The organism is Nocardia sp. NPDC047654, assembly GCF_043205035.1.
In the GTDB taxonomy this organism is placed as follows: domain Bacteria; phylum Actinomycetota; class Actinomycetes; order Mycobacteriales; family Mycobacteriaceae; genus Nocardia.
On sequence record NZ_JBIDDF010000001.1, the window covers coordinates 403,284 to 429,183 of the forward strand.

At 69.4% G+C, this 25,900-nt stretch carries 22 protein-coding genes and 2 tRNA genes; 17 read left to right on the top strand and 7 right to left on the bottom strand.

Going from position 1 to position 25,900, the window contains the following annotated elements; all coding sequences use genetic code 11:
* Nucleotides 1–22 precede the first annotated feature (22 nt).
* Complete coding sequence (locus tag ACGF7Y_RS01840; protein WP_393228288.1) at nucleotides 23–1,027, bottom strand: LacI family DNA-binding transcriptional regulator; 1,005 nt, start codon at nucleotides 1,025–1,027, stop codon at nucleotides 23–25.
* 248 nt (nucleotides 1,028–1,275) lie between these two features.
* Between ACGF7Y_RS01840 and ACGF7Y_RS01845 the strand changes: the two genes are divergently transcribed.
* From ACGF7Y_RS01845 to ACGF7Y_RS01885, 9 genes are all read left to right on the top strand, one after another.
* Nucleotides 1,276–2,172 carry a TIM barrel protein gene (locus ACGF7Y_RS01845; RefSeq protein WP_393228290.1) on the top strand — a complete coding sequence of 299 codons (897 nt, stop codon included), beginning with the start codon at nucleotides 1,276–1,278 and terminating at the stop codon, nucleotides 2,170–2,172.
* Nucleotides 2,173–2,181: 9 nt separating this feature from the next.
* Nucleotides 2,182–3,183, top strand: a complete 1,002-nt coding sequence (locus ACGF7Y_RS01850; RefSeq protein ID WP_393228292.1) for a sugar ABC transporter substrate-binding protein — start codon at nucleotides 2,182–2,184, stop codon at nucleotides 3,181–3,183.
* Between the two features lie 10 nt (nucleotides 3,184–3,193).
* The gene (locus ACGF7Y_RS01855; RefSeq protein WP_393228294.1) at nucleotides 3,194–4,240 is read left to right on the top strand and encodes an ABC transporter permease; all 1,047 of its coding nucleotides are present in this window, start codon (nucleotides 3,194–3,196) and stop codon (nucleotides 4,238–4,240) included.
* Complete coding sequence (locus ACGF7Y_RS01860; protein ID WP_393228296.1) at nucleotides 4,237–5,019, top strand: ATP-binding cassette domain-containing protein; 783 nt, start codon at nucleotides 4,237–4,239, stop codon at nucleotides 5,017–5,019. Before ACGF7Y_RS01855 ends, ACGF7Y_RS01860 begins: the two co-directional genes overlap by 4 nt.
* A complete protein-coding gene (iolC, locus tag ACGF7Y_RS01865; RefSeq protein WP_393228298.1) occupies nucleotides 5,016–5,966 on the top strand; it encodes a 5-dehydro-2-deoxygluconokinase in 951 nt (316 codons plus the stop codon). The genes ACGF7Y_RS01860 and iolC overlap by 4 nt, the downstream gene beginning before the upstream one ends.
* A gap of 204 nt (nucleotides 5,967–6,170) precedes the next feature.
* Nucleotides 6,171–7,064, top strand: a complete 894-nt coding sequence (locus tag ACGF7Y_RS01870) for an aldolase (RefSeq protein ID WP_393228300.1) — start codon at nucleotides 6,171–6,173, stop codon at nucleotides 7,062–7,064.
* A 124-nt stretch (nucleotides 7,065–7,188) separates the two neighbouring features.
* Nucleotides 7,189–8,085 (top strand): 5-deoxy-glucuronate isomerase, encoded by an 897-nt coding sequence (gene iolB, locus ACGF7Y_RS01875; RefSeq protein ID WP_393228302.1) that lies wholly within the window; start codon nucleotides 7,189–7,191, stop codon nucleotides 8,083–8,085.
* Nucleotides 8,076–9,917 (top strand): 3D-(3,5/4)-trihydroxycyclohexane-1,2-dione acylhydrolase (decyclizing), encoded by a 1,842-nt coding sequence (iolD, locus tag ACGF7Y_RS01880; RefSeq protein ID WP_393228304.1) that lies wholly within the window; start codon nucleotides 8,076–8,078, stop codon nucleotides 9,915–9,917. Before iolB ends, iolD begins: the two co-directional genes overlap by 10 nt.
* A gap of 463 nt (nucleotides 9,918–10,380) precedes the next feature.
* A complete protein-coding gene (locus ACGF7Y_RS01885) occupies nucleotides 10,381–10,584 on the top strand; it encodes a cold-shock protein (protein WP_014987157.1) in 204 nt (67 codons plus the stop codon).
* Between the two features lie 69 nt (nucleotides 10,585–10,653).
* Here the strand turns inward: ACGF7Y_RS01885 and ACGF7Y_RS01890 are convergent, their stop codons facing one another.
* Nucleotides 10,654–11,304, bottom strand: a complete 651-nt coding sequence (locus ACGF7Y_RS01890) for a dihydrofolate reductase family protein (RefSeq protein WP_393228307.1) — start codon at nucleotides 11,302–11,304, stop codon at nucleotides 10,654–10,656.
* A gap of 98 nt (nucleotides 11,305–11,402) precedes the next feature.
* Here ACGF7Y_RS01890 and ACGF7Y_RS01895 point away from each other — a divergent pair, with 98 nt between their 5' ends.
* Nucleotides 11,403–11,927: a winged helix-turn-helix transcriptional regulator gene (locus ACGF7Y_RS01895; protein WP_393228309.1), complete on the top strand. Its 525-nt coding sequence runs from the start codon at nucleotides 11,403–11,405 to the stop codon at nucleotides 11,925–11,927.
* A 15-nt stretch (nucleotides 11,928–11,942) separates the two neighbouring features.
* On the opposite strand, the gene ACGF7Y_RS01900 is transcribed toward ACGF7Y_RS01895, so the two are convergent.
* Together ACGF7Y_RS01900 and ACGF7Y_RS01905 are read right to left on the bottom strand one after the other, a co-directional pair.
* Entirely contained in the window at nucleotides 11,943–12,749 is an 807-nt protein-coding gene (locus ACGF7Y_RS01900) for a DNA polymerase beta superfamily protein (protein WP_393228311.1), read from the bottom strand.
* 53 nt (nucleotides 12,750–12,802) lie between these two features.
* A complete protein-coding gene (locus ACGF7Y_RS01905; RefSeq protein WP_393228313.1) occupies nucleotides 12,803–13,993 on the bottom strand; it encodes an MFS transporter in 1,191 nt (396 codons plus the stop codon).
* Nucleotides 13,994–14,070: 77 nt separating this feature from the next.
* Here ACGF7Y_RS01905 and ACGF7Y_RS01910 point away from each other — a divergent pair, with 77 nt between their 5' ends.
* Nucleotides 14,071–15,012: a LysR family transcriptional regulator gene (locus tag ACGF7Y_RS01910; RefSeq protein WP_393228315.1), complete on the top strand. Its 942-nt coding sequence runs from the start codon at nucleotides 14,071–14,073 to the stop codon at nucleotides 15,010–15,012.
* Nucleotides 15,013–15,797: 785 nt separating this feature from the next.
* On the opposite strand, the gene ACGF7Y_RS01915 is transcribed toward ACGF7Y_RS01910, so the two are convergent.
* The gene (locus ACGF7Y_RS01915; RefSeq protein ID WP_393228317.1) at nucleotides 15,798–17,507 is read right to left on the bottom strand and encodes an alpha/beta fold hydrolase; all 1,710 of its coding nucleotides are present in this window, start codon (nucleotides 17,505–17,507) and stop codon (nucleotides 15,798–15,800) included.
* A 69-nt stretch (nucleotides 17,508–17,576) separates the two neighbouring features.
* The gene (locus ACGF7Y_RS01920) at nucleotides 17,577–18,131 is read right to left on the bottom strand and encodes a TetR/AcrR family transcriptional regulator (protein WP_393228319.1); all 555 of its coding nucleotides are present in this window, start codon (nucleotides 18,129–18,131) and stop codon (nucleotides 17,577–17,579) included.
* Nucleotides 18,132–18,274: 143 nt separating this feature from the next.
* On the opposite strand from ACGF7Y_RS01920, the gene serA reads away from it, so the two are divergent.
* Together serA and ACGF7Y_RS01930 are read left to right on the top strand one after the other, a co-directional pair.
* Nucleotides 18,275–19,873 (top strand): phosphoglycerate dehydrogenase, encoded by a 1,599-nt coding sequence (gene serA / locus ACGF7Y_RS01925; RefSeq protein ID WP_393228321.1) that lies wholly within the window; start codon nucleotides 18,275–18,277, stop codon nucleotides 19,871–19,873.
* Between the two features lie 279 nt (nucleotides 19,874–20,152).
* Entirely contained in the window at nucleotides 20,153–21,160 is a 1,008-nt protein-coding gene (locus ACGF7Y_RS01930; RefSeq protein WP_195149349.1) for a 3-isopropylmalate dehydrogenase, read from the top strand.
* A gap of 533 nt (nucleotides 21,161–21,693) precedes the next feature.
* Here ACGF7Y_RS01930 and ACGF7Y_RS01935 read toward each other — a convergent pair.
* Nucleotides 21,694–22,875 carry an MFS transporter gene (locus ACGF7Y_RS01935; protein WP_393228322.1) on the bottom strand — a complete coding sequence of 394 codons (1,182 nt, stop codon included), beginning with the start codon at nucleotides 22,873–22,875 and terminating at the stop codon, nucleotides 21,694–21,696.
* 201 nt (nucleotides 22,876–23,076) lie between these two features.
* On the opposite strand from ACGF7Y_RS01935, the gene ACGF7Y_RS01940 reads away from it, so the two are divergent.
* The 4 genes from ACGF7Y_RS01940 (at nucleotide 23,077) to ACGF7Y_RS01955 (ending at nucleotide 25,758) form a co-directional block, all read left to right on the top strand.
* Nucleotides 23,077–23,850, top strand: coding sequence for a fumarylacetoacetate hydrolase family protein (locus ACGF7Y_RS01940; protein WP_062969885.1), 774 nt, complete (start codon nucleotides 23,077–23,079; stop codon nucleotides 23,848–23,850).
* Between the two features lie 13 nt (nucleotides 23,851–23,863).
* A complete protein-coding gene (gene gltX, locus ACGF7Y_RS01945) occupies nucleotides 23,864–25,354 on the top strand; it encodes a glutamate--tRNA ligase (protein WP_393228325.1) in 1,491 nt (496 codons plus the stop codon).
* A gap of 114 nt (nucleotides 25,355–25,468) precedes the next feature.
* Nucleotides 25,469–25,540, top strand: a tRNA-Gln gene (locus ACGF7Y_RS01950).
* Between the two features lie 145 nt (nucleotides 25,541–25,685).
* Nucleotides 25,686–25,758 (top strand) — tRNA-Glu (locus tag ACGF7Y_RS01955).
* Nucleotides 25,759–25,900 lie beyond the last annotated feature (142 nt).

Below are 25,900 nucleotides of genomic sequence, written 5' to 3' on the forward strand. Positions count from 1 at the left end.
TCGTAAGGAACCGCGACGAGGCTCAGCGCCCCGGTGCGGTCGTGGTCGAGCGGACGACGAGCGTGGGTTCCAACCGGCGGCGGACCGGTCTCGTGCGGCCGTCGCGAAGTCGTTCGGCGATGGCCTCTATCGCGAGGCTGCCCATTCGAATACGCGGTTGATCGATGGTGGTCAGCGCGACGTGACGCAGGGCGGCCAGCGAGGTGTTGTCGTAGCCGATCACCGAGACGTCCTCCGGCACCCGCAATCCCGCTTCCTCGAGCGCGGACATCGCCCCGACGGCGTTGAAGTCGTTGCCGCACACCAGTGCGGTGGGAAAGGCGTCGCGGGAGAACAGGTTCAACAGTTTGCGCACCGCGGCCATGCCCGCGGAGTCGGTGTGCTCGCTCGGCACGACCATCGGTTCCAGGCCGTGACGTCGCATGGCGGCCCGGTAGCCCTTGCGTCGCGGGGCGGAGGTGAACGCGCCGCCGCCGTCGAGGTGGACGATGCGCCGGTGCCCGAGCGAGACCAGATGATCGACGGCGAGGGTGGCGCCCGCCTCGCCGTCGTCGTTGACCGTGTCGATGCCCGCGACGGTGGAGGTCCGCGACACCAACACCAGCGGAGCCTGTTGCGACGCCGCGCGGATGGCGGCGGCGGGCAGGATGGGAGACAGCAGGATGACCCCTCCCGGCCGGAACGAGAGCAGGCTCTCCAACGCGGTGTGTTCGCGTGCGGCGCTGCGCCGGCCGGTATTGAGGATCAGTTCGAGGCCGGACTCCTGCGCGGCGGCGTCCATGCCTTCGACGACGTCGGCGAAGAAGGCGTTGCGCAGGTCGGAGACGAGGACACCGACGATGTTGGAGGTCCGGCTGGCCAGCGAGCGGGCCAGGATGTGCGGTTGATAGCCGAGGTCTTTCGCCGCGTCCAGCACGGCGCGGCGGCGGTGCTCGCTGACCTTCGGGGAGTCGCGCATGACCAGCGAGACGAGGGCGCGGGAGACGCCCGCACGCGCGGCGACGTCTTCCATGGTCGGTCGTGCCACGGCGCCTCCGTTCCGCGTTCACCAGCCCTGCCGGGACGGACGATACGCGGTGCGTCAGAAGGGATCAATAGAGCGCTCCAACCTGACTTCGGCGCACCGGAGTCTTCCAAGAAAGACCGAATTATCGCTGGTAGAGCCGCTTTGACCGGCACGCCGCAAGCCCTTGACACGTTATGACCCACGTTACATAGTTGGAGCGCTCCAACTACGGCGGCGTCAACTCGATATCGAAGGTCGGAGAAGTGCCGATGCCCGAATCCCTCCACCCGCTGCGCCTCGCGGCCGCGCCGATCTCCTGGGGAGTCTGTGAGGTCCCCGGCTGGGGTCACGTGCTCGACGCACGCACCGTTCTGTCGGAGATGGCCGCGCTCGGCCTGTCCGCCACCGAACTCGGGCCACCCGGCTATCTGCCGCGCGACCCGAGCGAACTGCGACGACTGCTGGCGGCCTTCGACGTCACCGCGGTCGGTGGCTTCCTCGCCGTCGTGTTGCATCGCGACCGGCACGCCGCCCTCGCTCGGGCGCAGGAGAACGCCGCGCTGCTGGCCGCCACGGGCGCGGAAGTGCTCGTGCTCGCCGCCGCGACCGGACTCGGCGGATACGACGAGCGGCCGCCACTCGACGACTCGCACTGGCGCGCCGTGATCGACACCGCTGCCGAGATCCGCGATATCGCCGCCGCGTACGGCCTGCGCACGGTGCTGCATCCGCATGTCGGCACGCAGGTGGAGAGCGAGGCCGAGGTCGAGCGGTTCCTCGCCGATTCCGATCTCGACATCTGCTTGGACACCGGGCATCTGCTCGTCGGCGGCACCGACCCGGTTCGGCTCGCCCGGCGGCACGCCGAGCGGATCGGGCACGTTCATCTCAAGGACGTCCGAGGCTCGCTGGCCGATCAGGTCCGTGGCGGGAAGCTCGAGTACAGCGAGGCGGTGCGCCGTGGGTTGTACGTCCCGCTGGGCGAGGGGGACGTCGACATCGCGGCACTCGTGCACACCATGCGCGGCGCGGGGTATCGGGGCTGGTACGTCCTGGAGCAGGACGCCGCGCTGCGACCGTCCGACTCGGTGGAGAAGCCGAGCGGCGACACCGCGCGCAGCCTCCGGTTCCTCAGCGACATCGCGCTCGCCGCGGCCGGAATCTAGGCGATGCGGATGCTTCTGCGAGCACGACGCGGCGCGGCCGCGCGGCACCGGGCCCGCCTGCTGCCGTGGATCGCCGCCGCCGCTCTTCTGGCGGCATGCAGCGGCCCCGGCGCCGACGCGCCCGCTCCGTCACAGGCGCCGACCGAGGTCGGCACGGTGCGATCGGTAGCGGTGGTGACCCACGGCAGCCCCGGTGACGCGTTCTGGAACGTCGTCAAGAACGGCGCGGAGGCCGCTGGCGAGGATTTGGGGATCCGTGTGGAGTACAACGCCTCCGGTGATCCCGGTCAGCAGGCGAAGCTGATCGACAACGCCGTGGCGCAAGGCGTCGACGGTCTCGTCGTGTCCATGGCCAATCCCGAGGCGCTTCGGCGCTCGGTCGAAAAGGCTGTCGCCGCGGGCATTCCGGTGGTGACGATCAATTCGGGGGAGTCGGACAGCGCGCGGTTCGGCGCGTTCGTCCATGTGGGGCAGAGTGAATCGCTGGCCGGGCAGGCCGCGGGCAGACGGCTCGCGGAGGCCGGGCGCGGGAAGATGCTGTGCGTCATCCATGAGGCGGGCAATATCGGCGCGAACGAGCGTTGCGCCGGCGCGACGAAGGCGTTCGGCACCGCGACCACGCTTCAGGTGGACATCAATAATCCGACCGACGCGCAATCGAGGATCAAGGGCGCGCTGGAGGCCGACCGGTCCATCGACGCGGTCCTGACACTCAACTCCCAGGTCGCCGCACGCGCTGTCGACGCCGTCCGGGAGGCCGGGTCGCCAGCCACCGTCGCGACCTTCGACCTGAATGCCGATGTGGTGGAGGCGATCAGGGCTGGAAAGCTGCTTTTCGCGGTCGATCAGCAACAGTACGAGCAGGGTTATCTTCCGATCGTGTTGCTGAAGCTGTACCGGACGAACCTGAACACCGTCGGAGGCGGCGCGCCGGTGCAGACCGGACCCGGTTTCGTCGACAAGAACAATGTGGACGCCGTCGCCGCGCTCGTCGCGCAGGGCACGCGCTGAGGTGGATGAAATGACCGTTGCCACACAAGCATCCGACTCGACGCAGGACCGTCCGGGACTCTCGCCGCTGCAACGTCTGGCCGTGCGGCCCGAGATCGGCGCTGCGCTCGGCGCGTTGCTGGTGTTCGTGTTCTTCTCGCTGGTCACCGACCGGTTCCTGAGCCCGCTCGGCGTCGCGACCTGGCTCGACGACGCCTCCACGCTGGGCATCATGGCGGTGGCCGTGGCGATGCTGATGATCGGCGGCGAGTTCGATTTGTCGGCAGGGGTGATGACGGCCTCCACGGCGCTGGTCACCGCGTTGCTGGCGGTGCACGCCGGATGGAACGTCTGGCTCGCGCTGCTGGCCTCGCTGGTCTTCGCGCTGGCCGTCGGCGCGTTCAACGGCTGGGTGGTGATGCGCACCGGCCTGCCGAGTTTCATCGTGACGCTGGGCACCTTCCTCGCCCTGCAAGGGTTGAACCTCGGCGTGACGCGCCTGGTGACCGACACGGTGCAGGTGTCGGGCGTAAGGAGCGCGGGCGGCTACCAATCGGCGGGCTGGGTCTTCGCCTCGACCCTCGACATCGGCGAAGCCCACATCCAGGCTTCGGTGGTCTGGTGGATCGTGCTCACCGCCATCGCCGCGACGCTCCTGGTCCGCACGAAATTCGGCAACTGGATCTTCGCCGTCGGCGGGGCGCTGCCGAGCGCCCGCGCGGTCGGTGTGCCCGCCGACCGCACCAAGATCCTGTTGTTCATGGGCACCGCGTTCGCGGGCTGGGTGGTGGGTTCCTGCAACATCCTGCGGTTCGCCAGCGTGCAGGCCAACCAGGGCATCGGGCTCGAATTGCACTACATCATCGCCGCCGTGGTCGGCGGGTGCCTGCTCACCGGCGGCTTCGGCTCGGCGGTCGGCGCCGCCATCGGTGCGCTGATCTTCGGCATGGCGCGCCAGGGCATCGTGTTCGCGCGCTGGGACAGCGACTGGTTCATGCTGTTCCTCGGTGTGCTGCTGCTGGCGGCGGTGCTGGTCAACAATAGATTCCAGAAACGAGCCGAAAGGGTGCGCCGATGACTTCCCTCATCGAGGCGGTCGACCTCGGCAAGAGCTACGGCGGCGTCGTCGCCCTGCGTGAGGTGTCCACGGTGGTGAACGCGGGCGAGGTGACCTGCGTGCTCGGCGACAACGGCGCGGGCAAATCGACGCTGATCAAGATCCTGGCCGGGGTGCACCGGCACGACCGCGGCGAACTGCGTGTGGAGGGCGAAGCGGTCCGGTTCGCCTCGCCGCGGGCGGCGCTCGATCGCGGCATCGCCACGGTCTACCAGGATCTCGCGGTGGTACCGCTGATGAGCGTGTGGCGCAACTTCGTGCTCGGGTCCGAGCCCACCTTCGGATACGGTCCCTTCCGGCTGCTGGACCGCAAGAAGGGCTGTCAGATCGCGCGGACGGCGTTGGCCGACATGGGTATCGAGATCCGGGATATGGAACAGCCGGTCGGCACCCTGTCGGGCGGCCAGCGGCAGTGCGTCGCTATCGCGCGGGCCGTGCACTACGGCGCGAAAGTGCTGATCCTCGACGAGCCGACAGCGGCGCTGGGCGTCAAACAGGCCGGGGTGGTGCTGAAGTACGTCGTGCAGGCGCGTGAACGCGGGCTCGGCGTCGTGCTCATCACGCACAACCCGCACCACGCCTATCCGGTGGGCGACCGATTCCTGCTGCTGAAGCGGGGCGCGATGCTCGGCGCGTACGAGAAATCGGAGATCGACCTGCCGGAGCTGACCCGCCAGATGGCAGGCGGGGCGGAACTGGAGGCATTGCAGCACGAATTGCAGCGTGTGGTGACGCCGTGAACAAGCGGGCAGGCGAGCTGGAGGCGTTGACGATCGGTCGCGTCGGGGTGGACCTGTATCCCGAACAGAGCGGCGTCGCCCTGGCGCAGGTGCGCAGTTTCGCCAAGTTCCTCGGCGGCACCGCCACCAACGTCGCCGTGGCCGCCGCCCGGCTCGGCCGTCGTTCCGCGGTGCTGACCAAGGTGGGCCCCGACGGCTTCGGCGACTTCGTGCGCACGGCGCTGGAGGACTTCGGCGTCTCATCCCGCTACGTGACGACCGCGCCGGACCTGCGGACGCCCGTCGTCTTCTGCGAGCTGACGCCGCCGTCGGATCCGCCGCTGTTGTTCTACCGTGCGCCGATCGCGCCGGACCTCACCATCACCCCGGACGAAGTGCCCTGGGATGTCGTGGATGCCGTGCCGCTGCTGTGGGTCACGGGCACCGGAGTGAGCGCGGAACCCGGCCGCAGTACACAGCGGGAGGTTTTGCTGCGCCGCGCACGACGTGGGCACACGGTGCTGGATCTGGATTACCGGCCGATGTTCTGGCCCGACGTGGACACCGCGCGGGCCGAAATCGGGTGGATGGTCGACCACGTCGACGTGGTGGTCGGCAACCGTACCGAGGTCGAGGTGGCGGTGGGCACCGCCGACCCGGAGACGGCGGCGGATCGGCTGCTCGCGCGGGGGGTGCGCCTCGCGGTGATCAAGCAGGGCGGTGACGGCGTTTTGGTGGCGACCGCACAGGAGCGCTGGACGGTGCCGCCGTGCCGCGTGGAGGTGGTGTGCGGGCTCGGCGCGGGTGACGGTTTCGGTGGCGCGTTGATCCACGGACTGCTCTCGGACTGGGACCCATGGCGCGTCGCCACCTACGCCAACGCGGCGGGCGCGCTGGTCGCTTCGCGTCTCGCCTGCGCCGACGCGATGCCCACCAGCGCTGAGATCGAGGAACTGCTGTGCGGCTGAGTCGGCGCGGATCTCGAGGAGCCGGGATGCGACCGAACCGGGATGGCCCGCGAAGAGCGGCCTCGGCGCGGGGGAGCGGGCTGGAGTATTCGCGCACGACTGATGTCGTGCGCGGACCGAGGGAGTTGCGGTGCGACCGAGCCGGGCGCGGGCTGGAGGAATCCCAGTGCGGCTGTGTCATGAGGATGGAACGGAGGTGCCCGGATGCATTTGACCGACGAGCGCTGGCGCGAGCTGCTGCACACGCGGGCCACGGACTCCGCCGCGGTCGAGCGGGCCTACGCGAAACGGCTGCGCCGCGCCGACCTGCTGGCGGGTAAGCAGACCTTGTTCCTGGTCGCCGCCGATCACCCCGCTCGCGGCGCGCTCGGTGTCGGCGAGGACCGTACCGCCATGGCGGATCGGCGCGCGTTACTGGAACGGCTGCTGATCGCGCTGGCCGACCCGGACGTCGACGGTGTGCTCGGCTCGCCGGACGTGGTGGAGGAATTGCTGCTGCTGGACGCCCTGGACGACAAGGTCGTGATCGGGTCGATGAACCGGGGCGGACTGGCGGGCGCGGAGTGGGAGATCGACGACCGCTTCACCGGATACGACGCGGACTCTCTGGCGCGGTTCCGGCTCGACGGCGGCAAGATGCTGCTGCGCCTGGTCGATTCCGACGCGGGCACCGTCCCGACGCTGCAAGCCTGCGCGCGGGCGGTCTCGGAACTGGCGGCGCACGAGCTGATGGCGATGGTCGAACCGTTGCCGTACCACCGGGACGAATCCGGTGCGCTGGTGATGAGCAAGGACGCCGTCTCGCTGTCGCGGGCGATCACGGTGGCCTCCGGGCTCGGCGTCACCTCGGCCTATACCTGGCTGAAGATCCCCGCACCACAGGACATCTCGGTGCTGGACGCCACCACGCTGCCGGTTCTCGTGCTGGGCGGAGCGCCGTCCGGAGACTCGGCGGTGGATCGCGCGCTGTGGGGCGGGGCGCTCGGCCACGACGTGGTCCGCGGTCTCGTCGTCGGGCGCACCCTGCTGTACCCGCCGGACGGCGACGTCGCCCGGGCGGTCGAGAGCGCCGCCCGCCTGCTGAAGGAAACCCGATGACGCGCGCGCCGCGGTCGCCGCTGCGGCTCTGGTGGTCGCCTTCGGCGCACATGGCGGTCGAATTCGTCCGCCGACGGAGCGATCGGATCGAAGGTATCCGGGGAATCTGTATCGAGGAGGTGTGATGACCCTGCATCGTCCCGAAGGAACATTGCGCCATGACGGTGACCCGATCCTGCTGACCCCCGAGGACGCCGGATGGACCTACGCGGGCCTGCGGGTGCTGCGGATCGGCGCGGGCGAATCGCGGATCGTTCGGACGGGCGAGTTCGAGGCATTCGTCCTGCCGCTGGCCGGAGCGTGCACGGTGCGCGTGGACAGCGCGACCTTCACGCTGGCCGGGCGGGATTCGGTCTTCACCCGGGTCACGGATTTCGCCTACGTCCCGCGAGACGCCGTAGTGCGGCTGGCGGCCGAGGGCGTCGACCTGGAGGTGGCGCTTCCCATGGCCCGTTGCACGAAACGGCTGGAGCCGCGATACGGCCCCGCCGAGCAGGTGCCGGTCGAAGTCCGCGGGGCCGGACGCGCGACGCGCCAGGTCACCAACTTCGGGATACCCGGCGTGTGGGAGCACGCGGACAAACTCAACGCCTGCGAGTTGATCACCCCGGACGGCAACTGGTCGTCCTACCCGCCGCACAAGCACGACGAGGCAGGTGCCTGCGAAGTCGTCAACGAGGAGATCTACTACTTCCGCATCGCCGGACGGGACGGGATCACGCCATCGCGCGAGGGATTCGGCCTACATCGCACCTACACGGCCGACGGCACGGTCGACGAGAACGTGGCGGTCCGTGACGGTGACGTCTTCCTGATCCCGCGCGGCTATCACGGCCCGTGCGTCGCGGCGCCCGGTTACCCCATGTACTACCTCAACGTATTGGCCGGTCCCGCGCCGGAGCGATCGATGGCGTTCTGCGACGACCCCGCCCACAGCTGGGTGCGGGCGCGCTGGGACGCCGAGCCGCTCGATCCGCGCTGCCCGGTCACCTCGCACGAAGGACGGACGGGATGCGACTGACCACCGCGCAGGCGCTGGTGGCCTGGCTGATCGCCCAGCGCTCCGAGACGCTCGACGGCCGCGAGGCGCCATTGTTCCCCGCCGTGTTCGCGATCTTCGGCCACGGCAACGTGCTCGGCCTCGGCACCGCGCTGCACGAGCGGCGCGCCGAACTCCCGGTCTGGCGCGGGCACACCGAAGAGGGGATGGCGCTCGCGGCCGTCGGCTACGCGAAGGCCGCCCACCGGCGTCAGGTGGGCGTCGTGACCTCATCGATCGGTCCCGGCGCGCTCAACATGGTGACGGCGGCGGGCGTCGCGCACGCGAATCGGCTGCCGTTGCTGCTGCTGCCCGGCGACACCTTCGCCGGTCGGGCGCCGGACCCGGTCTTGCAACAGGTCGAGCACTTCGGCGACCCGACCGTCACGGTGAACGACGCGTTCCGGCCGGTGAGCAGGTACTTCGACCGCATCACCCGCCCGGAGCAGCTGATCTCGACCCTGCCGCAGGCGGTCGGCGTGCTCACCGATCCGGCCGATGCCGGTCCGGTCGTCCTCGCGCTCCCGCAGGACGTCCAGGCCGAGAGCTACGACTTCCCCGACGCGCTCTTCGAGCCGGTGGTGCACCGTCTCGCGCGGCCGCGTCCCGATCGGCGAGCGCTCGCCGACGCCGTGGCCGCACTGCTCGCGGCGCGCCGTCCGCTGCTGGTGCTCGGTGGCGGCGTCCGTTATTCCGGCGCGGGGCCCACCGTGCTCGAATTCGCCGAGCGCCACGGCCTCCCGGTCGTGGAGACCACCGCGGGCCGCACCCTCGTGCCGCACGAGCATCCGCTGTTCGCGGGACCACTCGGCATCACCGGCTCGGCGTCGGCGAACGCGATGGCCGCCGAAGCCGACCTGATCCTCGCGGTCGGGACCCGGTTACAGGACTTCACCACCGCGTCCTGGACGGTCTTCGCGCCGGACGTTCGCCTGGTCACGATCAACGTGGCGCGCTTCGACGCGGTCAAGCACGGCGCCCGCGCGGTGGTCGGTGACGCCGAGGCCACCGTGCGCGAGCTGGCCGCGCAGGTGGGGCAATGGCGAGCCGACCCCGACTGGACCGCGCGAGCCGCCGAACTGCGCGGCTCTTGGGACGCGCGCATCGACGAATTGCGCGCACCGACCCCAGGCGCGCCGAGCTATGCCCAGGTGGTGGGCGCCGTGAACGACCTGAGCGAGCCGAGCGATTACGTGATGACGGCCTCCGGCGGCTTGCCCGGTGAACTCGTCGGCGGCTGGCGGGCGACCGGCGGCGCACCGACGATGGACGTGGAGTACGGCTTCTCCTGCATGGGCTACGAGCTCGCGGGCGCGTGGGGCGCGGCCATGGCGCGGGACGAAGGCGTGGTGACGACCCTGCTCGGCGACGGCTCGTATCTGATGCTGAACTCGGAACTGTTCTCCGCGGCGTTCGCCGGGCATCCGTTCGTCGCCGTGGTCTGCGACAACGACGGATACGCCGTGATCGCCCGGCTGCAAGAGGGGCAAGGCGGCGAGCCGTTCAACAATTTCTACGCCGACTGCCACACCACGCACGAACATCCGCCCCGGGTCGATTTCGCCGCCCACGCCGCCGCGCTGGGATGTTCGGTTTTCACTGCCTCCGGCCTGGACGAATTCCGTGCCGCCTACCCGCGGGCACGGGCGGCGGCGAGGGCCGAGCGCCGGCCGGCGGTGCTCGTCGTGCGGACGCAGCCCTCGGCGTGGACCGACGCGGGCGCCTGGTGGGAGATCGGAGTGCCGGAGCATCTGCCCGGCCGCGCCGCATACGACGAGACGAAACCGCGCCAGGTGCGCTACCTCCGGCCGTGAACAGAACTTAAAGAACGGTGCGGCCGGTGCACCCCGGACGTAGGCTGATTTGTCGTAGTCTACCGGTACACTAAAAACAGTTGGGGCGCAACGCAATTGGTAGCCAATGCGCATCGGTGCCGAGCCGCGTCGAAGAAGGAGTCCCATGATGCCGGGCGCGGTGGCCCCTCCGCGTGGGGTGTGCTCGACCGGGCGCGGCGGCGGACGTTATTCGAGGCGAAGTGCGGGTATCCGCCTGATGGGCCCGGCGAAATCGCACGGACCGGGACCCGACCGAACGTGGGAGGTGACAGACCCAGCCCCCTGAGCGAGCGTCGCGCACGACGGAGCCGAGCGTCGTCGTGAGCGTTACCTCACAGTTGGTGGTGCGGAACGTGAGTAATTCGTCGGATCATGGCATCGTTGATCTACGAGGCCAGGGCATCTCATAACACCTACCTGGCTCGTCTACAGAAAGTATGAAATGGCTCAAGGCATTGTGAAGTGGTTCAACAGCGAGAAGGGCTTCGGCTTCATCGCACAGGACGGCGGGGGGCCCGACGTCTTCGTGCATTACTCGGCTGTGAGCGGCTCGGGTTTCCGGTCCCTCGATGAGGGGCAGCGCGTGGAGTTCGAGATCGGCCAGGGACAGAAGGGTCCGCAGGCCCAGGACGTCCGCGTTCTCTGATCGCGACTTTAGCTTCGAAAGGCCCCGCACCGGGATGGGTGCGGGGCCTTTCCCCTGTTCAGGGCGTTTTCACGCTGCGGAGCGGGTGAAGGTCACATGGGTGACGGCGGGGGAGTGCGCCACCGTCGCGACTTCGTACCCCGGCAGCCCGGCGAGCCCGTCGTAGAGGCGCTCGCCCGACCCGAGCAGGATCGGAACGACGGCCAGGTGCAGCTCGTCGACCAGACCCGCGCGCAGGTACTCGCGTACCGTGGCAGCGCCGCCGCCAAGGCGCACGTCCAGCCCGTTCGCCGCTTCGAACGCCCGGCCCAGCACGGCTTCGGGCGTGTCGTCCACGAAGTGGAACGTCGTGCCGCCGTCCATGGAGAACGACGGGCGCGGGTGGTGTGTCAGCACGAAGACATCGTGGTGGTACGGCGGATTGCCGCCCCACCAGCCCTTCCATTCGTGGTCCCGCCATTCGCCGCGGATCGGGCCGAACATATTGCGGCCCATGATGGTCGCGCCGATGCCGCGATCGCCGGCGGCCAGGAAGTCGTCGTCGACGCCCGGTTCGATGGTCGCCTCCGGGTTGGCGTAAGGCGTCGCGAAGACCCACTCGTGCAGGCGCATGCCACCTTCGCCCAGAGGGTGGTCCGGCCCCTGGTTCGGGCCGGCGACGTAGCCGTCCAGTGAGATCGCGAGGTTGTGTACGCGCAGCTTCGGCATCTGTTCGCTCATTCCACTAAGTGATTGCAATTCGCAACTGGTTGTGTGCAGCGTACGACTTACCGGTTGTATATTGCAAGCAGTAGTTGTCGGACCGAGAGGAGTGCCGGGTGCGCGAGGACGGACGTTCGGGGTGCCCGATCAACGCGACGATCGAGGTGATCGGTGATCGGTGGACGCTGCTCGTGCTGCGCGACGTGATGTTCGGCGACCGGCGGCACTTCCGCGAGTTGCTGGCCGGCTCGGAGGAGGGCATCGCCTCCAACATCCTGTCCGATCGGCTCAAGCGCCTGGTGGCGGCGGGACTGCTCAGCCGCGCGGACACCCGGCCCGGTCAGAAAGCCGAATACCGGCTGACCGAACCGGCCATCCAATTGGTGCCGATCATGGCGCAGCTCGGCGCGTGGGGATTGCGGCACCGCCCGACCACGCGGACTCTTCGGGTGCGGGCCGAATTGCTCGAGGCGGGCGGTCCGCGGCTGTGGGCGGACTTCATGGACGAGCTACGGGAGAGCCACCTGGGCATCCCGCGCCCGGACCCGGATCGTCCGACCGCGACGCGACGACTCGCCCAGGCCTACGCCGACGCGGTCGCCGAGTCGAACGGAGCCGACGATCGGAAAGCCGCTTCGTAGACCTCTTCGGGCCGCTCAGCCCGCCAGCGCCTCGGAGCGGAAGAACTCCGCGGTGATCGCACGGGCCCGCGTGTGGTCGCGGCCCCTGGACCTGCGGAACACTTCGGCGGCGCAGGCGAATTCGGCGGCGATGAACCCGGTGATCGGCGCGGGCACCGTCCCGCTGCCCATCTCCCTGGTCCGCGACTTCAGGTCGGTCAGCTCGGTCACCGCCGCGGTCAGCTCGGCGGGCAGCTCGCACTCCCGCAACAGCGTCGGCAGATGCATCGGCGCCACCGCCGCCGCGGGATGCTCGCGCAGCCACCGCAGCGCCATCGCAGGCCGCAGCGCGTAGAACACCTTCTTCAACGATCCGGTGCGCTCGTACAGCGCCCACTGCTTGGCGCCCAGGTGCAGATAGTGCCGCGCGACCTTGTCCCGGTCGGCGACCTCGTCGGCCACCGCGCGCAATCGGTCGCGGAAATCGGCGTCGCCGCGATAGACGATCGGCGACATCAGCCACTCGATGAGCACCGCGTTGCCCTGCACCAGCAGCCGTAGCGCCTTGGCCAGATCCCAGCCGTTCACGTCGAGCAAGTCCGTCAGCGGCGTCTCCACCACGTCGCGGGTGCGCCACGGGGACAGGTAGGTCTCCAGTGTCGCGACATAGACGAACCGGCAGTCGTAGTCCGAATCCGGGGAGGGGAATCCCCAAGCGCGACTACCGCTCTCGATGGCCAACCGGATCGACACCCGGTGCTCCCGCTCGACCCGGACCAGCTCACGATCGATGGACCCGACCACCGCCGGGTCCATCGAAGCCGGAATCGCGCGCAAAGACATGAGCGTGATGGTAGGTGCCGAAAAGGGTTGTCGCAGCTGCTTTTCGTCACCGCTCACGGGCGAGGCGCGATGGTCCCGAACGAAGCGACGAGCACGGCGGCGACGGCCAGCGCGCCACCCAGCCACAGGGCGGCGGCGAGGCCGATCCCGTCCGCGGTCAGACCTCCGATCAGCGACCCTAGTGCGATGGCGCCATTGAAAACTCCGGCGAACAGAGCGGACGCGCCGTCCCTGTGCTGGGGCGACGCGGCGAAGACCCAGCTCTGGGTGCTCACCGAGACGCCGCCGTAGGCCAGCCCCCACACGATCATCAGCGCGACGGCCTGCGGCGGCGAGGCGCCCAGCACGGGCAAGGCGATCGCCGCCCCGGCCAGGATGGATCCGATCACGATCAGCGTCTTCCGTGGTGTGTGCGCCGCCGCCGCTCCCGCCGCGAAATTGCCCGCGACTCCGGCGATCCCGTAGACCAGCAGCAGTGTGCCGATCGTCCGCGCCCCGACGCCGGTCACCTCCTCGAGCACCGGCCGCACGTAGGTGTAGGCGGCGAAGTGGCCGGTGACCAGGAACGCGACCACGAGCAGGGCGACGCGCAAGCCCGGCTGCCGGGTCAGCCGCAACACGCCGCCCAGCGCCATGGCCTCGATCGCGGGTAGCGGCGGGAGCGAGGCCGCCATGGCCACGAGCACCAGCAACGCCACAGCGGCGGCGGCCACGAACGTGATCCGCCACCCGGCCAGCGCGCCCAGGAACGTTCCCGCGGGGATGCCGAGCACCGAGGCGACCGCGACGCCGGAGAAGACCAGCGATGTCGCGGCGGTGACCGATCGCGCGGGCACCAGCCGCGCCGCCAGGCTCGCCGCGATCGCCCACACACCCCCCATGCCGACACCGACCAGCACCCGCGCCCCGATCAGCACACCGAACGTGGGTGCCGCCGCCGCACCGAGATTGCCCAGCGCGAGCACCGCCATCAACCCGCACAGCACCAGCCTGCGCTCGAACCGGCCCAGCGCCGCGGTGACCACGGGCGCCGACACCGCGGCGACCAGGCCGGTCACCGTCAGCGCGAGACCGGCGCGGCCCTCGCTCACCCGCAGCGCCGAGCCGATCGGAGTGAGCAGACCGACCGGCAGCATCTCGGAGGTGACCACCGTGAACGTGCCCGCCGTCACCGCGCCGACGCCCAGCCAGCCGCGCAGTACCGAAACCGGCCGCGACGCAACGATTTCCCGAACCTCTGTCATGTCCTCCAGCCAAGGGTTCGCGGCCGGAGGAAACAACGGCGAAGGTCTCATAGTTCTATGAGCTGGACTCATCGACCGTGGAAGGGAGTCTGATGGGCGGCTTGGAGATCCGTGAACTGGAGGCATTTCTCGCGCTCGCCGAGGAGCTCCATTTCGGGCGGGCCGGTGCCCGGCTGTATGTGTCGCAGAGCCGGGTGAGCCAGCTGCTGCGTGCGCTGGAGCGGCGCGTCGGCGGGGCGCTGGTGGAACGGACCAGCCGCACCGTCCGGCTGACCCCGCTCGGCGCGGACTTTCTCGCCGAGCTGCGGCCCGCCTATGCCGCGTTACGCGCGACAGTCGACGCCGCCCGTGCCGCCGCCCGGGGTATGGACGGGATTTTGCGCATCGGATTCCAGGGTGCGGGCAACGATCATCTGATGGCCGCGGTCGAGTTCTTTCAGCGGCGGCACCCGGACTGCTCGGTCGAGCTGGCCGAGATACCGCTCGCCGATCCGTTCGGCGCGGTGCGACGCGCCGAGGTCGATGCCGCGGTGGTGCTGCTGCCGGTGGGTGAGCGTGATCTGGTGCTCGGATCGGTGTTCGCGGGGCAGCCGCAGACGCTCGCGGTGGCCAGTTCCCACCCGCTCGCGGGACGCGCCGCGCTGTCGGTCGAGGACATCGCCGAGGTGCCCTTGGTCGGTGTGCGTGCCCCGGCGCCGGAGTACTGGCGCAGGGCGCAGACGCTGGATGTGACGCCGGAGGGCCGGACGGTGCGCCCCGGTCCGGAGGTCGGCACGTTGGAGGAGGGCCTCGCCGCGGTGGCGGCAGGCCGCGGCGCGATGCTGCTGTGCCATCCGACCGCGGAATCGCACCGCAGGCGGCCGGTGACCTTCGTGCCGGTGACCGGGATCGCCGAGTCCCGGCTCGGGTTGGTGTGGCACCGCTACCGGGAAACCCCGGGAGTGCGTGCGTTCTCCCGCGCTGTGGCCGCCACGAAGGGGACCGAGGGTGTGCCTTTGGTCACCGTGGACTCTTCCTGACCTACCCCCGCGATCGGGATCGCGTCGGTCACCGAATCCCGTGCCGACGTGGCGCGGCTGATTTTCGGAGCCGCCGAACAGGGATACGGAGAGTTATTCGGAAGCTCTATCGGTCAGCTCGGAAAGGCGTGCCGGGTAATTGTTCGTACGCCCCTATTGCTGAGGTGGTGAGAACTCGTTTCGACTTTCTCGCGAGTTTCATCGCCGCGTCCGTTAGCGGGAGAAATTAGCGGGCCGGATTCGGCTTCCGACCTGGACGTATGACTAGAACCGCAGCTCAAGGTCGCTAGGCTATGTGCCCTAGACCACTATCGTTGATATATGTGGTCTGCATCTCGATATTATCGAGATTTGTAACCGCCACCGATTCGTCGCCGATGTCCCCCGTGTCAGCCAGTTCGACTGGATAATGTTTCGAGGAAGAGGTATTTCCATGATCCCCGTTATCATCGACACCGGCAGCGCTGCTCTGAACGGTCTTTTCGACACGCTCGGCGCCGCACTGCACGGCCTTGTCGACACCCTGTGGACGGGTTCCTTCGGCGGCCGCTGACCGACGTGACGGTCGAGGAGATCGACCGGGTTCCACGCCGACCCATGGCGTGACCGAGCGGGCCCCCGCACCGAATGGTGTGGGGGCCCGCCGCTGTGTGGGACCGCTCGCGCGGCGGAACGAACTGTCCGGCCCCCGGGTAACGCAGGCGACCTCGGGCATGCCATCGCGTCGGCGACACCGTTGCAGTCCGGCCCTCGGTAGCGCCGACGACCTTCGGTGCGGGCCCTGATCAGTGCAGCGCCCCGACGGCGCGGACTCGGTCGATCTCGGCCGCGAGCCGCGCGGGATGGGTCAACTGCGGGTAGTGGCCCGTGTCCGGTATCGCGATCGAGTCGCGTGCGGTCGCGACCGTCAGCGGATCGGTCGAACCGGTGACGATCCGCACCGGCACCTCGATCCGCGCGAGCAGGGCGCGCAACTCCTCGCGCCGCGCGGGGGCGCTCGCGCGGCGCAGCGCGGCGACGGTTCGTGCGGCGACGCCCGGCCTGCGCAGGTTCGCCGCGGCGCTCGCGAGCGCCGCGCTCTCCGGCACGCCGAGCCGATCGGCGAGGGAACCGGCCGACATCCGGCGCATCGCCACCGCGGTCAATGGGGAGCGCAGCAGCGGGCCGGACCGCGGTTGCAGGAACGCGGGAGCCACCAGCACCACCCCGGAGACCCGCTCGGGGTGCCGCGCCGCGTACCGCAGCACCGGACCGCAGCCGAGGGAATGGCCGACCAGCACGGGACGGCTACGGACGGAGGCGAGCAGTTTCGGCAACACCGCATCGGTATCGCCGGGCGCCGAGCGCCCCAAGCCCGGCAGGTCGACGACCAGACTCGGTCCGTCCAACTCGGCGCGCACCTCGTTCCACGACTCCCCGTCGAGCGGAAGGCCGTGCACCAGAACATAGTCCGGACGGGTCCGTTCGCCACTCACCCATACGCCGTCGACGAATCCGGCGGTCGGATCGTCGGCCACCGCGCCGAACCGGCTGGCCACCAGATGGTCGGCCCACGTCAGCAAGGTCGCCTCGGTCGCAGGCATGGTGAGCCCGACACGGCGGGCCACGTCCTGCGCCGCCGAGGTGTCGTAGCGGTCCTCGGCGATGAACGTCATCGTTTCCGGATCGGCGCCGGTCAGCGCGCGCGGAAGTTTCGCGATGAGGCCGACCGGAATGGACAAGCGCGGCGCGCGGACGCCGAGGTGCCCGGCCAGCAGCCGAATCAGCTTCGGCAGCTCGGGTGTTCGGTCATCCAGAACCGTGTAGGAGCGGCCCGCGGTATCCGGCAGGGCGGGCAGGCTGATCAAGAAATCGGTGAAGTAGTCCAGGTCGACGATCGGCACGAAGGTCGCGGGGCCGCCGGGGACGGCAGGGAGCCGTCCGTTCCACAGGTCCTCGATGACGCTCGACAGCCCGACGTATTGACCGGGTCCGATCACGCTGCTCGGATTCGCGATGGTCAGCGCGACGCCGAGCTCCGCCGCCCGGCTGCGCAGCAGCGGGTCCGATTCGAACTTCGAAGCGCCGTAGGCGCCCCTCTCGTAATGCTGCTCCTCGGATTCCTCGACGGTGATCCGATATCCGGTGATGTGCACGACGCGTCGAAGCTCGGGCAGGGCGGCGGCCCACTCCAGCACCCGCAGCGCACCGGTGACATTGACCGCGTACGCGTCCTCACGAGCGAGTCCGAAGGCGAAGCGGGCGGCGCAGTTGTACACGTCGCGAATGCCGGAGGGGTCGAATCCCGCGGGCAGGCCGAGGTCGGGGGAGGTGACATCACACGCGACGATCTCCAGCCCGCTCGCGTCGACGCCTCGGCGGTGCAACCACCCGGTGAGCCGCTCCTCGCTGCCCGGCCGCAAGGCGGCGGTGACGGAATGCCCCTGCTCGAGTAAGCGGGCGACCGCGTTGCGGCCGAGGAACCCGGCGGCTCCGAACACGATGCTGTCAAACATGATTTCTCCTTACTAGACCGGTCTACATATTTTGTGGACACGTGGAAAGGCTCAGCGAGACATCCGCCGTCAGATCAGGGTGCGCAGCGTGCGTTCCACCCGTTCCAGGGGTTCACGACTGCGTTGGGCGCGGGCCAGCAACAGCGCGCCTTCGACCATCGCCAGCACCGTGGCGGCCAAATCGTCGGCGTCCGCGCGCCCGTCGGCGCGCAGCCGCAGCCGCAGCGCCTGTTCCCATGCGGCGTACGCGGCTGCGCACGCAGTTTGGATCGGGTCGTTCCCGGCCGCGACGTCCAAGGCCACCGTGGCGACCGGGCAGCCCTGTTGCCAGCCGGACGCTTCCAGCCGGTCGCCGAACGCGCGCAGCAGCCTGCTCGCGGCCCCGGCGGCGTCGCCGGGCTCGATCGTGTCGATCAACGCCGTGATCTCCTTGCCCGCCTGCGCGATCGCGGCCGCGACCAGTTCGTCCTTGCCGCCGGGGAAGTGGAAGTACAACGATCCGCGCGGCGCGCCGCTGGTCGCCAAGATCTGGTTGAGCCCCGCACCGTAATAGCCGTGCCGCTCCACCAGCGTGCGCGCCGCGTCGACGAGTTTGCCGCGTGTTTCGGTCCCTTTGACGCCCATGCGTCGACTGTAGACCGGTCTTCATATTTTTACCAGGAGGGTGACTGAGGACGCCCGCCTACCAGGTGGTAGCGGGGGTGGAAATCGCGCGCACTAAGCTGTTCGGCGGTAATTGCCGACCCCATTCCCCAGGAGTACTCCACGTGAGCCAAGCAGGCCGTCCTGTAGTTCTGATCGCCGACAAGCTCGCCCAGTCGACCGTCGACGCGCTCGGTGACGGTGTCGAGGTCCGGTGGGTGGACGGACCCGACCGCCCGGCCCTGCTGGCCGCGGTGCCCGAGGCCGACGCGCTGCTCGTGCGCTCGGCGACCACGGTCGACGCCGAGGTCCTGGAAGCCGGGAAGAACCTGAAGATCGTCGCCCGCGCGGGCGTCGGCCTGGACAACGTCGACGTGCCCGCCGCCACCGAGCGCGGCGTCATGGTCGTGAACGCGCCCACCTCGAACATCCACACCGCCGCCGAGCACGCGGTCACCCTGCTGCTGGCCGCCGCCCGCCAGGTTCCCGCCGCCGACGCCACCCTGCGCGAGCGCACCTGGCAGCGCGGCAAGTTCAACGGCGTCGAGATCTTCGACAAGACCGTCGGCGTCATCGGCCTGGGCCGCATCGGCCAGCTGTTCGCCGCGCGCCTGGCCGCCTTCGAGACCAAGATCGTCGCCTACGACCCGTACGTGTCGCCCGCGCGCGCCGCGCAGCTCGGCATCGAGCTGCTGACCCTCGACGAGCTGCTCGAGCGCGCCGACCTGATCTCGATCCACCTGCCGAAGACCCCGGAGACCAAGGGCCTCATCGGCAAGGAGGCCATCGCCAAGACCAAGCCGGGCGTGATCATCGTCAACGCCGCCCGCGGTGGCCTGGTCGACGAGGCCGCCCTGGCCGAGGCGATCAAGTCCGGCCACGTGCGCGCCGCCGGCCTGGACGTGTTCGAGACCGAGCCGTGCACCGACAGCCCGCTGTTCGATCTGCCGCAGGTCGTGGTGACGCCGCATCTGGGCGCCTCCACCTCCGAGGCCCAGGACCGCGCGGGCACCGACGTGGCCAAGTCGGTGCTGCTGGCGCTGGCGGGTGAGTTCGTGCCCGGCGCGGTGAACGTCACCGGCGGCACCGTCGGCGAAGAGGTCGCCCCCTGGCTGGACATCGTCCGCAAGCAGGGCGCCCTGCTCGGCGCGCTGTCCAACGAACTGCCGGTCAGCGTGGAGATCCAGGTGCGCGGCGAGCTGGCCGCCCAGGAGGTCGGCGTGCTGGAGCTGTCCGCGCTGCGCGGCATCTTCTCCGCGCTGGTCGAAGACCAGGTCACCTTCGTCAACGCGCCCGCGCTGGCCAAGGACCGCGGGATCACCGCCGAGGTCACCACGGCCACGGAGAGCCCGAGCCACCGCAGCGTCGTCGACCTGCGCGCCGTGTTCGGCGACGGCAGCACCCTGAACGTGGCGGGCACGCTGACCGAGCCGCAGCTGGTGGAGAAGATCGTCAACATCAACGGCCGCAACTACGACATGCGCGCCGAGGGCCTCAACCTGGCCATCCTGAACTACGAGGACCGGCCGGGCGCGCTGGGCCGGATCGGCACCAAGCTCGGCGAGGCCGAGGTCGACATCCTGGCCGCGCAGCTGACCCAGGACGTCGACAAGGAAGGCGCCACCGTCGTGCTGCGTGTGGCCCGCGAGGTGCCCGCCGACGTGCAGGCCGCGATCGCCGAGTCCGTCGGCGCGGCCAAGGTCGTCCAGGTCGACCTGTCCTGATTCCACCGGGGCGCGATGCCCCGGCCGAAGCGGAATCGGCGCCGCGCGCGAAGCACTCGTGCGCGGCGCCGGTCGCTCGGCCGGCGCGCCACCGGCACGCGGATCGGAGCGAGTTCGCGGTGCGCCGCGTCCTCGCGCCCGATGCTCGGCGATCCGGCCGCGCCGAGTACCGTGACGGTGCTGCGGTCACCCGGCCGGAATGTCGTGCGCACCCGACGGTCGCCTCTGGGCCGCATGATGCGGCGGCCGCGACCGGCAACATCGAACGGAGCATTTGTCATGAAGCTTGCTGTCATCCCGGGTGACGGGATCGGGCCCGAGGTCATCGCCGAGGCGCTCAAGGTGCTCGACGTGGTCGTGCCCGGCGTCGAGAAGACCGAGTACGACCTCGGTGCGCGCCGCTACCACGCGACCGGCGAGATCCTGCCGGACTCGGTGCTGCCCGAACTGAAGCAGCACGACGCCATCCTGCTCGGCGCGATCGGCGACCCGTCGGTGCCCAGCGGCGTGCTCGAACGCGGTCTGCTGCTGCGCACCCGGTTCGCGCTGGACCACCACGTGAACCTGCGGCCGTCCAAGCTGTTCCCCGGCGTGACCAGCCCGCTGGCGGGCAACCCCGACATCGACTTCGTCGTCGTGCGCGAGGGCACCGAGGGGCCCTACACCGGCACCGGCGGCGCGATCCGCGTGGACACCCCGCACGAGGTGGCGACCGAGGTCAGCACCAACACCCGCTTCGGCATCGAGCGCGTGGTGCGCTACGCCTTCGCCAAGGCGCAGGCCCGGCGCAAGCATCTGACGCTGGTGCACAAGAACAACGTGCTCACCTTCGCGGGCTCGCTCTGGCAGCGCACCGTGGACGAGGTCGCGGCCGAATTCCCCGAGGTGACAACGGCTTACCAGCACATCGACGCCGCCACCATCCACATGGTCAACGACCCGGGCCGGTTCGACGTGATCGTCACCGACAACCTCTTCGGCGACATCATCACCGACCTCGCCGCGGCCGTGAGCGGCGGCATCGGCCTGGCCGCCAGCGGCAACATCGACGCGTCCGGGACGAACCCCAGCATGTTCGAGCCGGTGCACGGCAGCGCCCCCGACATCGCGGGCCAGTCCAAGGCCGACCCCACCGCCGCGATCCTCTCGGTCTCCCTGCTGCTCAACCACCTGGGCGACACCGAGGCGGCCACGCGCATCGAGTCGGCGGTCGCCAAGGACCTCGAGTCGCGCTCGGGAGCCGCGTCGACCGTGGAAATCGGCGACCGGATCGCCGCCACCCTCTGACCGTTCCTCAGGAAGGCCCCGTTCCCCCATCGGAACGGGGCCTTCCTGCATTCAGCCTCTGTACGCACCCGCGCCTCGACCGCTGTCTCGGACATCGGCGTCGCCAGTGTGAGACCGATCGCCGCGCGAAGCCGCCCCGGGTCGGGCCACGACATCGCGGGAGTCCGCCTGCTACGTCCTCCGGCGCGGCTCGGCCTTGTCTGCTGTTCGACTTCGGCCGTGCGACGGAAGCTCCGGGTAGATCAATGGCGTCGAGACCGGAACATGACCGGACTACTGGGAGCTTCGGGACTGCTCGGCCGCCCTTGCGGTTCGCCTACTGCTGTGTCGTCGAGTTCCGGCGGATCGGTGGACCGAGGGCGAGGCGCCGGTGAGGGCCCTCGGCAGGAGAATCCGGCGCGGTTCGGCCAGGCTTGCGGCTCGGTCGCGGCCGGGCCGTCGAGTTCCGGTAGATCGGTGGTGCCAAGGTCAAGAGCGTCTCGTGCCCTCGGGGAGCCCTTCGGCCGGGGCGGGCGAGAGTTCGGGGCGCGGGCCTAGTCGGCGTCTCGCGGGACGAGGGGGACGGCTGCGACAGCCGTGACGGCGGCCAGCAGGAAGGCGGCGGGGAAGCCGCTCGCGGTGATCAGAGCGCCGAACACCGGCGGGACGGCGGCCATGGCCAGGTTCTGGCCGGTGTTCTGGATGCCGAGGCCCCGGCCGCTCCAGTACGGGCCCGCGATCTCGGCGACCGCGGTGAAGGCCAACCCGTTGTCGGAGACGGTGATCACGGACGCGGCGATCAGCAGCGGGATGGCCGCCCACCACCACTCGGTCCATGCGGTCAGCGCCAGCGCGGCCATCGAGAGCACGGCGGCCACGGCGACGGTGCGCAGCGGCCCCATCCGGCTGCCGACCCGATCCGACCACGCACCCGCGCCGATGCGGCCCAGCGCGCCGAGAATCTGGGTGACCGTCACCAGCGCGCCGGCGGCGGCCAGGGACCAGCCGATGTCGCGGTGCAGCCACAGCAGCGCGAAGGTCCACACCGTGCCCTGGGGGACGACCAGCAGCACCGAGACCAGATGGATGCGCCACAGCGTGGCGTCGTCGCGATAGGGATTGGCGCGCAACGCCGGATCGGCGGCGGAACCGGCGGGGCGCGGCGGATCGACGATGCCTGCCAGGCAACCCACGGCCGCCAGGCCCGCCATGAGCGCGGGAACGAGGATGGCCGCGGGCACGCCGTGGGCGGCGGCGACGGCCGGAATCGCCAGCGCGCCGACGCCCACACCCAGCGGCTGCGCGGTCTGCCGGATCCCCATCGCCAGCCCGCGCCGGTGCGGCGGGAACCAGCCGACGATCACCCGGCCGCTGGCGCCATTGGTGCTCGCCGCCCCGACGCCGCCGAGGAACAGCAGCGCACCCAACGCGATGTCGTCGGTCGTGGTGGCCGCGGCGCACCCGGCCGCCAGCATCAGCAGCGGACCGCCGATCAGCACTCTGCGTTCGCCGATCCGGTCGACCAGGTAACCCCACGCGATCAGGGTGCACACCAGGCCGACGGTGGGCATGGCCACGAGCAGGCCGGCCGTCGCCAGCGGCATGCCGCGATCGGTCAGCGCGGGCAGCAGGAACGGAACGCCGTGGATGAAGACCGCGCTGGAGGCCTGGGCGAACACGCCGAGACCGAGCATCGACCAGCGCCGAACCTCGTCGATCTGCGTGACGGTCGCCATCGGCCCACCTCAATCTCATTATTTGGGATTGTCTTCCCACCTTATGAACTGCCTCGCTCACGGTACACCCCGGTGGCCGCTCGATTCGACGGCAGCGGATGTCGGACTCCTCACAGCGCGGGCACGGCCGCGTCCGCATGGGATCCGACCACTCGGTCGGGCGCGTTCGGGCTGGTGACGGCGGGTCGATAGACTCCGGGCATGCGTCTAGGTCGAGTTGCCAGTCCCGATGGGGTCGCCTTCGTCAGCATCGAGGGTGACGGAAGCGACAGCGTGGCCAAGGAGATCGCGGAACACCCGTTCGGCACACCGACGTTCACCGGCCGGAGCTGGCCGCTGGCCGATGTGCGGCTGCTCGCGCCGATCCTGGCCAGCAAGGTGGTCTGCATCGGCAAGAACTACGCCGCCCACGCCGCCGAGATGGGCGGGCCCGCCCCCGCCGACCCGGTGATCTTCCTCAAGCCGAACACCGCGATCGTGGGTCCGAATGCCCCGATCATCCTGCCGCCCAGTTCATCTCAGGTCGACTACGAAGGGGAGCTGGCGATCGTCATCGGCCGCCCCTGTAAGGACGTGCCCGCCGCCCGCGCGCTGGACGTGGTGCTGGGTTACACCGCCGCCAACGACGTGACCGCCCGCGACCAGCAGCGCCACGACGGTCAGTGGACCAGGGGCAAGGGCTACGACACGTTCTGCCCGCTCGGCCCCTGGATCGAAACATCCTTGGACCCTTCGGATCTGGAGATCGTCACCGAACTCGACGGCGAGGTGCGCCAGCGCAGTCGTACTTCGCTTCTGCTGCACGACATTCCGAAGCTCATCGAGTGGGTCACCACCGTGATGACGCTGCTGCCCGGTGACGTCATCCTCACCGGCACCCCCGAGGGCGTCGGCCCGATGCGCGAGGGCCAGCAGGTGTCGGTGACCGTCGAGGGCATCGGAACCCTCACCAATCCCGTTGCCGCCAAACGCTGATCGAAAGAGAGCCATGACTGAAGTACGGGTCCGATTCTGCCCGTCACCGACCGGAACGCCGCATGTCGGCCTGATCCGGACGGCGCTGTTCAACTGGGCCTACGCCCGCCACCACGGTGGCACATTCGTCTTTCGGATCGAAGACACCGATGCCGCACGCGATTCCGAGGAATCCTACCGCGCGATTATCGACGCGCTGCGCTGGCTCGGGCTCACCTGGGACGAGGGGCCGGAGGTCGGCGGCCCTTACGAACCATATCGCCAGTCGTTGCGAAAAGATCTGCACCTGGACGTGGTTCGGCGTTTGCTGGAGGCCGGTGAGGCGTATGAATCGTTCTCCACGCCGGAGGAAGTCGAAGCTCGCCATCGTGCCGCCGGACGCGATCCTAAGCTCGGTTACGACAACTACGATCGCGATCTGACGCCCGAGCGGATCGAGGCGTACCGGGCCGAGGGCCGCCCTGCCGTTATCCGGCTGCGGATGCCCGACGAAGACCTGTCCTGGAACGATCTGGTGCGCGGCGAGACCACCTTCAAGGCGGGCAGCGTCCCGGACTTCGCGCTCACCCGGGGCAACGGCGATCCGCTGTACACCCTGGTCAACCCGGTCGACGACGCGCTGATGCGGATCACCCACGTGCTGCGCGGCGAGGACCTGCTCTCCTCGACACCGCGCCAGCTCGCGCTGTACGCCGCGTTGCGCCGGATCGGGGTCGCCGAATTCACTCCCGAGTTCGGTCACCTGCCCTTCGTCATGGGCCAGGGCAACAAGAAGTTGTCCAAGCGTGATCCGGAGTCGAATCTGTTCGCCCACCGCGACCGCGGCTTCGTTCCTGAAGGTTTGCTGAATTATCTCGCGCTACTCGGGTGGGGACTGTCCGAGGACCGCGATGTTTTCTCCATGGCGGAGATGGTCGAGGCCTTCGATATCTCGAAAGTAAATTCGAATCCGGCCCGTTTCGACCAGAAGAAGGCGGACGCGCTCAACGCCGAGCACATCCGATTGCTGGCGCCGGGTGATTTCGCCCACCGGCTGCGGGAGTATCTCACCGAACACGGGCATATCGGCGCGGAAATCGACGAGAAGGTGTTCGCCGAGGCGGCGGAACTCGTACAGACCAGGATCGTCGTGTTGTCCGACGCCTGGGAACTGTTGCGTTTTCTGTTCGCGCCCGCGGATGAGTTCGCCATCGATCCCGCCGCGGGTGCCAAGAATCTCGGTTCCGGCGCCTCCGAGGTATTGCAGTCCGCTATTACCGTGTTGGAGCCGTTGACCGACTGGACCGCCGAGGCGATCGAAGAGGCGCTGAAAAAGGCGCTGATCGATGATCTGGGTCTGAAACCGCGCAAAGCCTTCGCGCCGGTGCGGGTCGCGGTCACCGGGTCGCATATCAGCCCTCCGCTGTACGAATCGCTGGAACTGCTCGGCCGCGGCGTCACCCTGGACCGGTTGCGCTCGGCGTTGCACTGGAAGGAAGCGGGCCCGGGCTCCTCCGAAGGCTGAAAACATGGCTTTGACCAGGCGATTTGTAGTTCACCCTCACCCGTTTGGTACTCTTCTTCTCGGCCCGGAACACGGTCTCGAGTCATCCAGACGCGAGGCTGAACGCCTGGTCATTGGGGTATGGTGTAATTGGCAACACAGCTGATTCTGGTTCAGCCATTCTAGGTTCGAGTCCTGGTACCCCAGCGGAGTGGGTTGTTCGACTTCGGTTCGCGGCCGAAATCAATCAACACCTGGCGATTTGGTCGCCGGGCCTCGGCCGGTTAAGCTAGCCGAGCCTCCTGATCGAAAGATCACCACGGCGCTCCTCGCGACAGCGAGAAGCAGTCCTGGCCCCGTCGTCTAGCGGCCTAGGACGCCGCCCTCTCAAGGCGGTAGCGCGGGTTCGAATCCCGTCGGGGCTACGCGAGTGAAAGGTCCATGCGCATAGAGCATGGGCCTTTCTCGTTTCGCTATGTTCTGTGGGGGTGCAAGCCCCACGCCCCGCCCGGAGGGCTTCGCCCCCGGACCCCCGGCGAGGACTGCGCCCCGCCCGGCCGGTGGCGG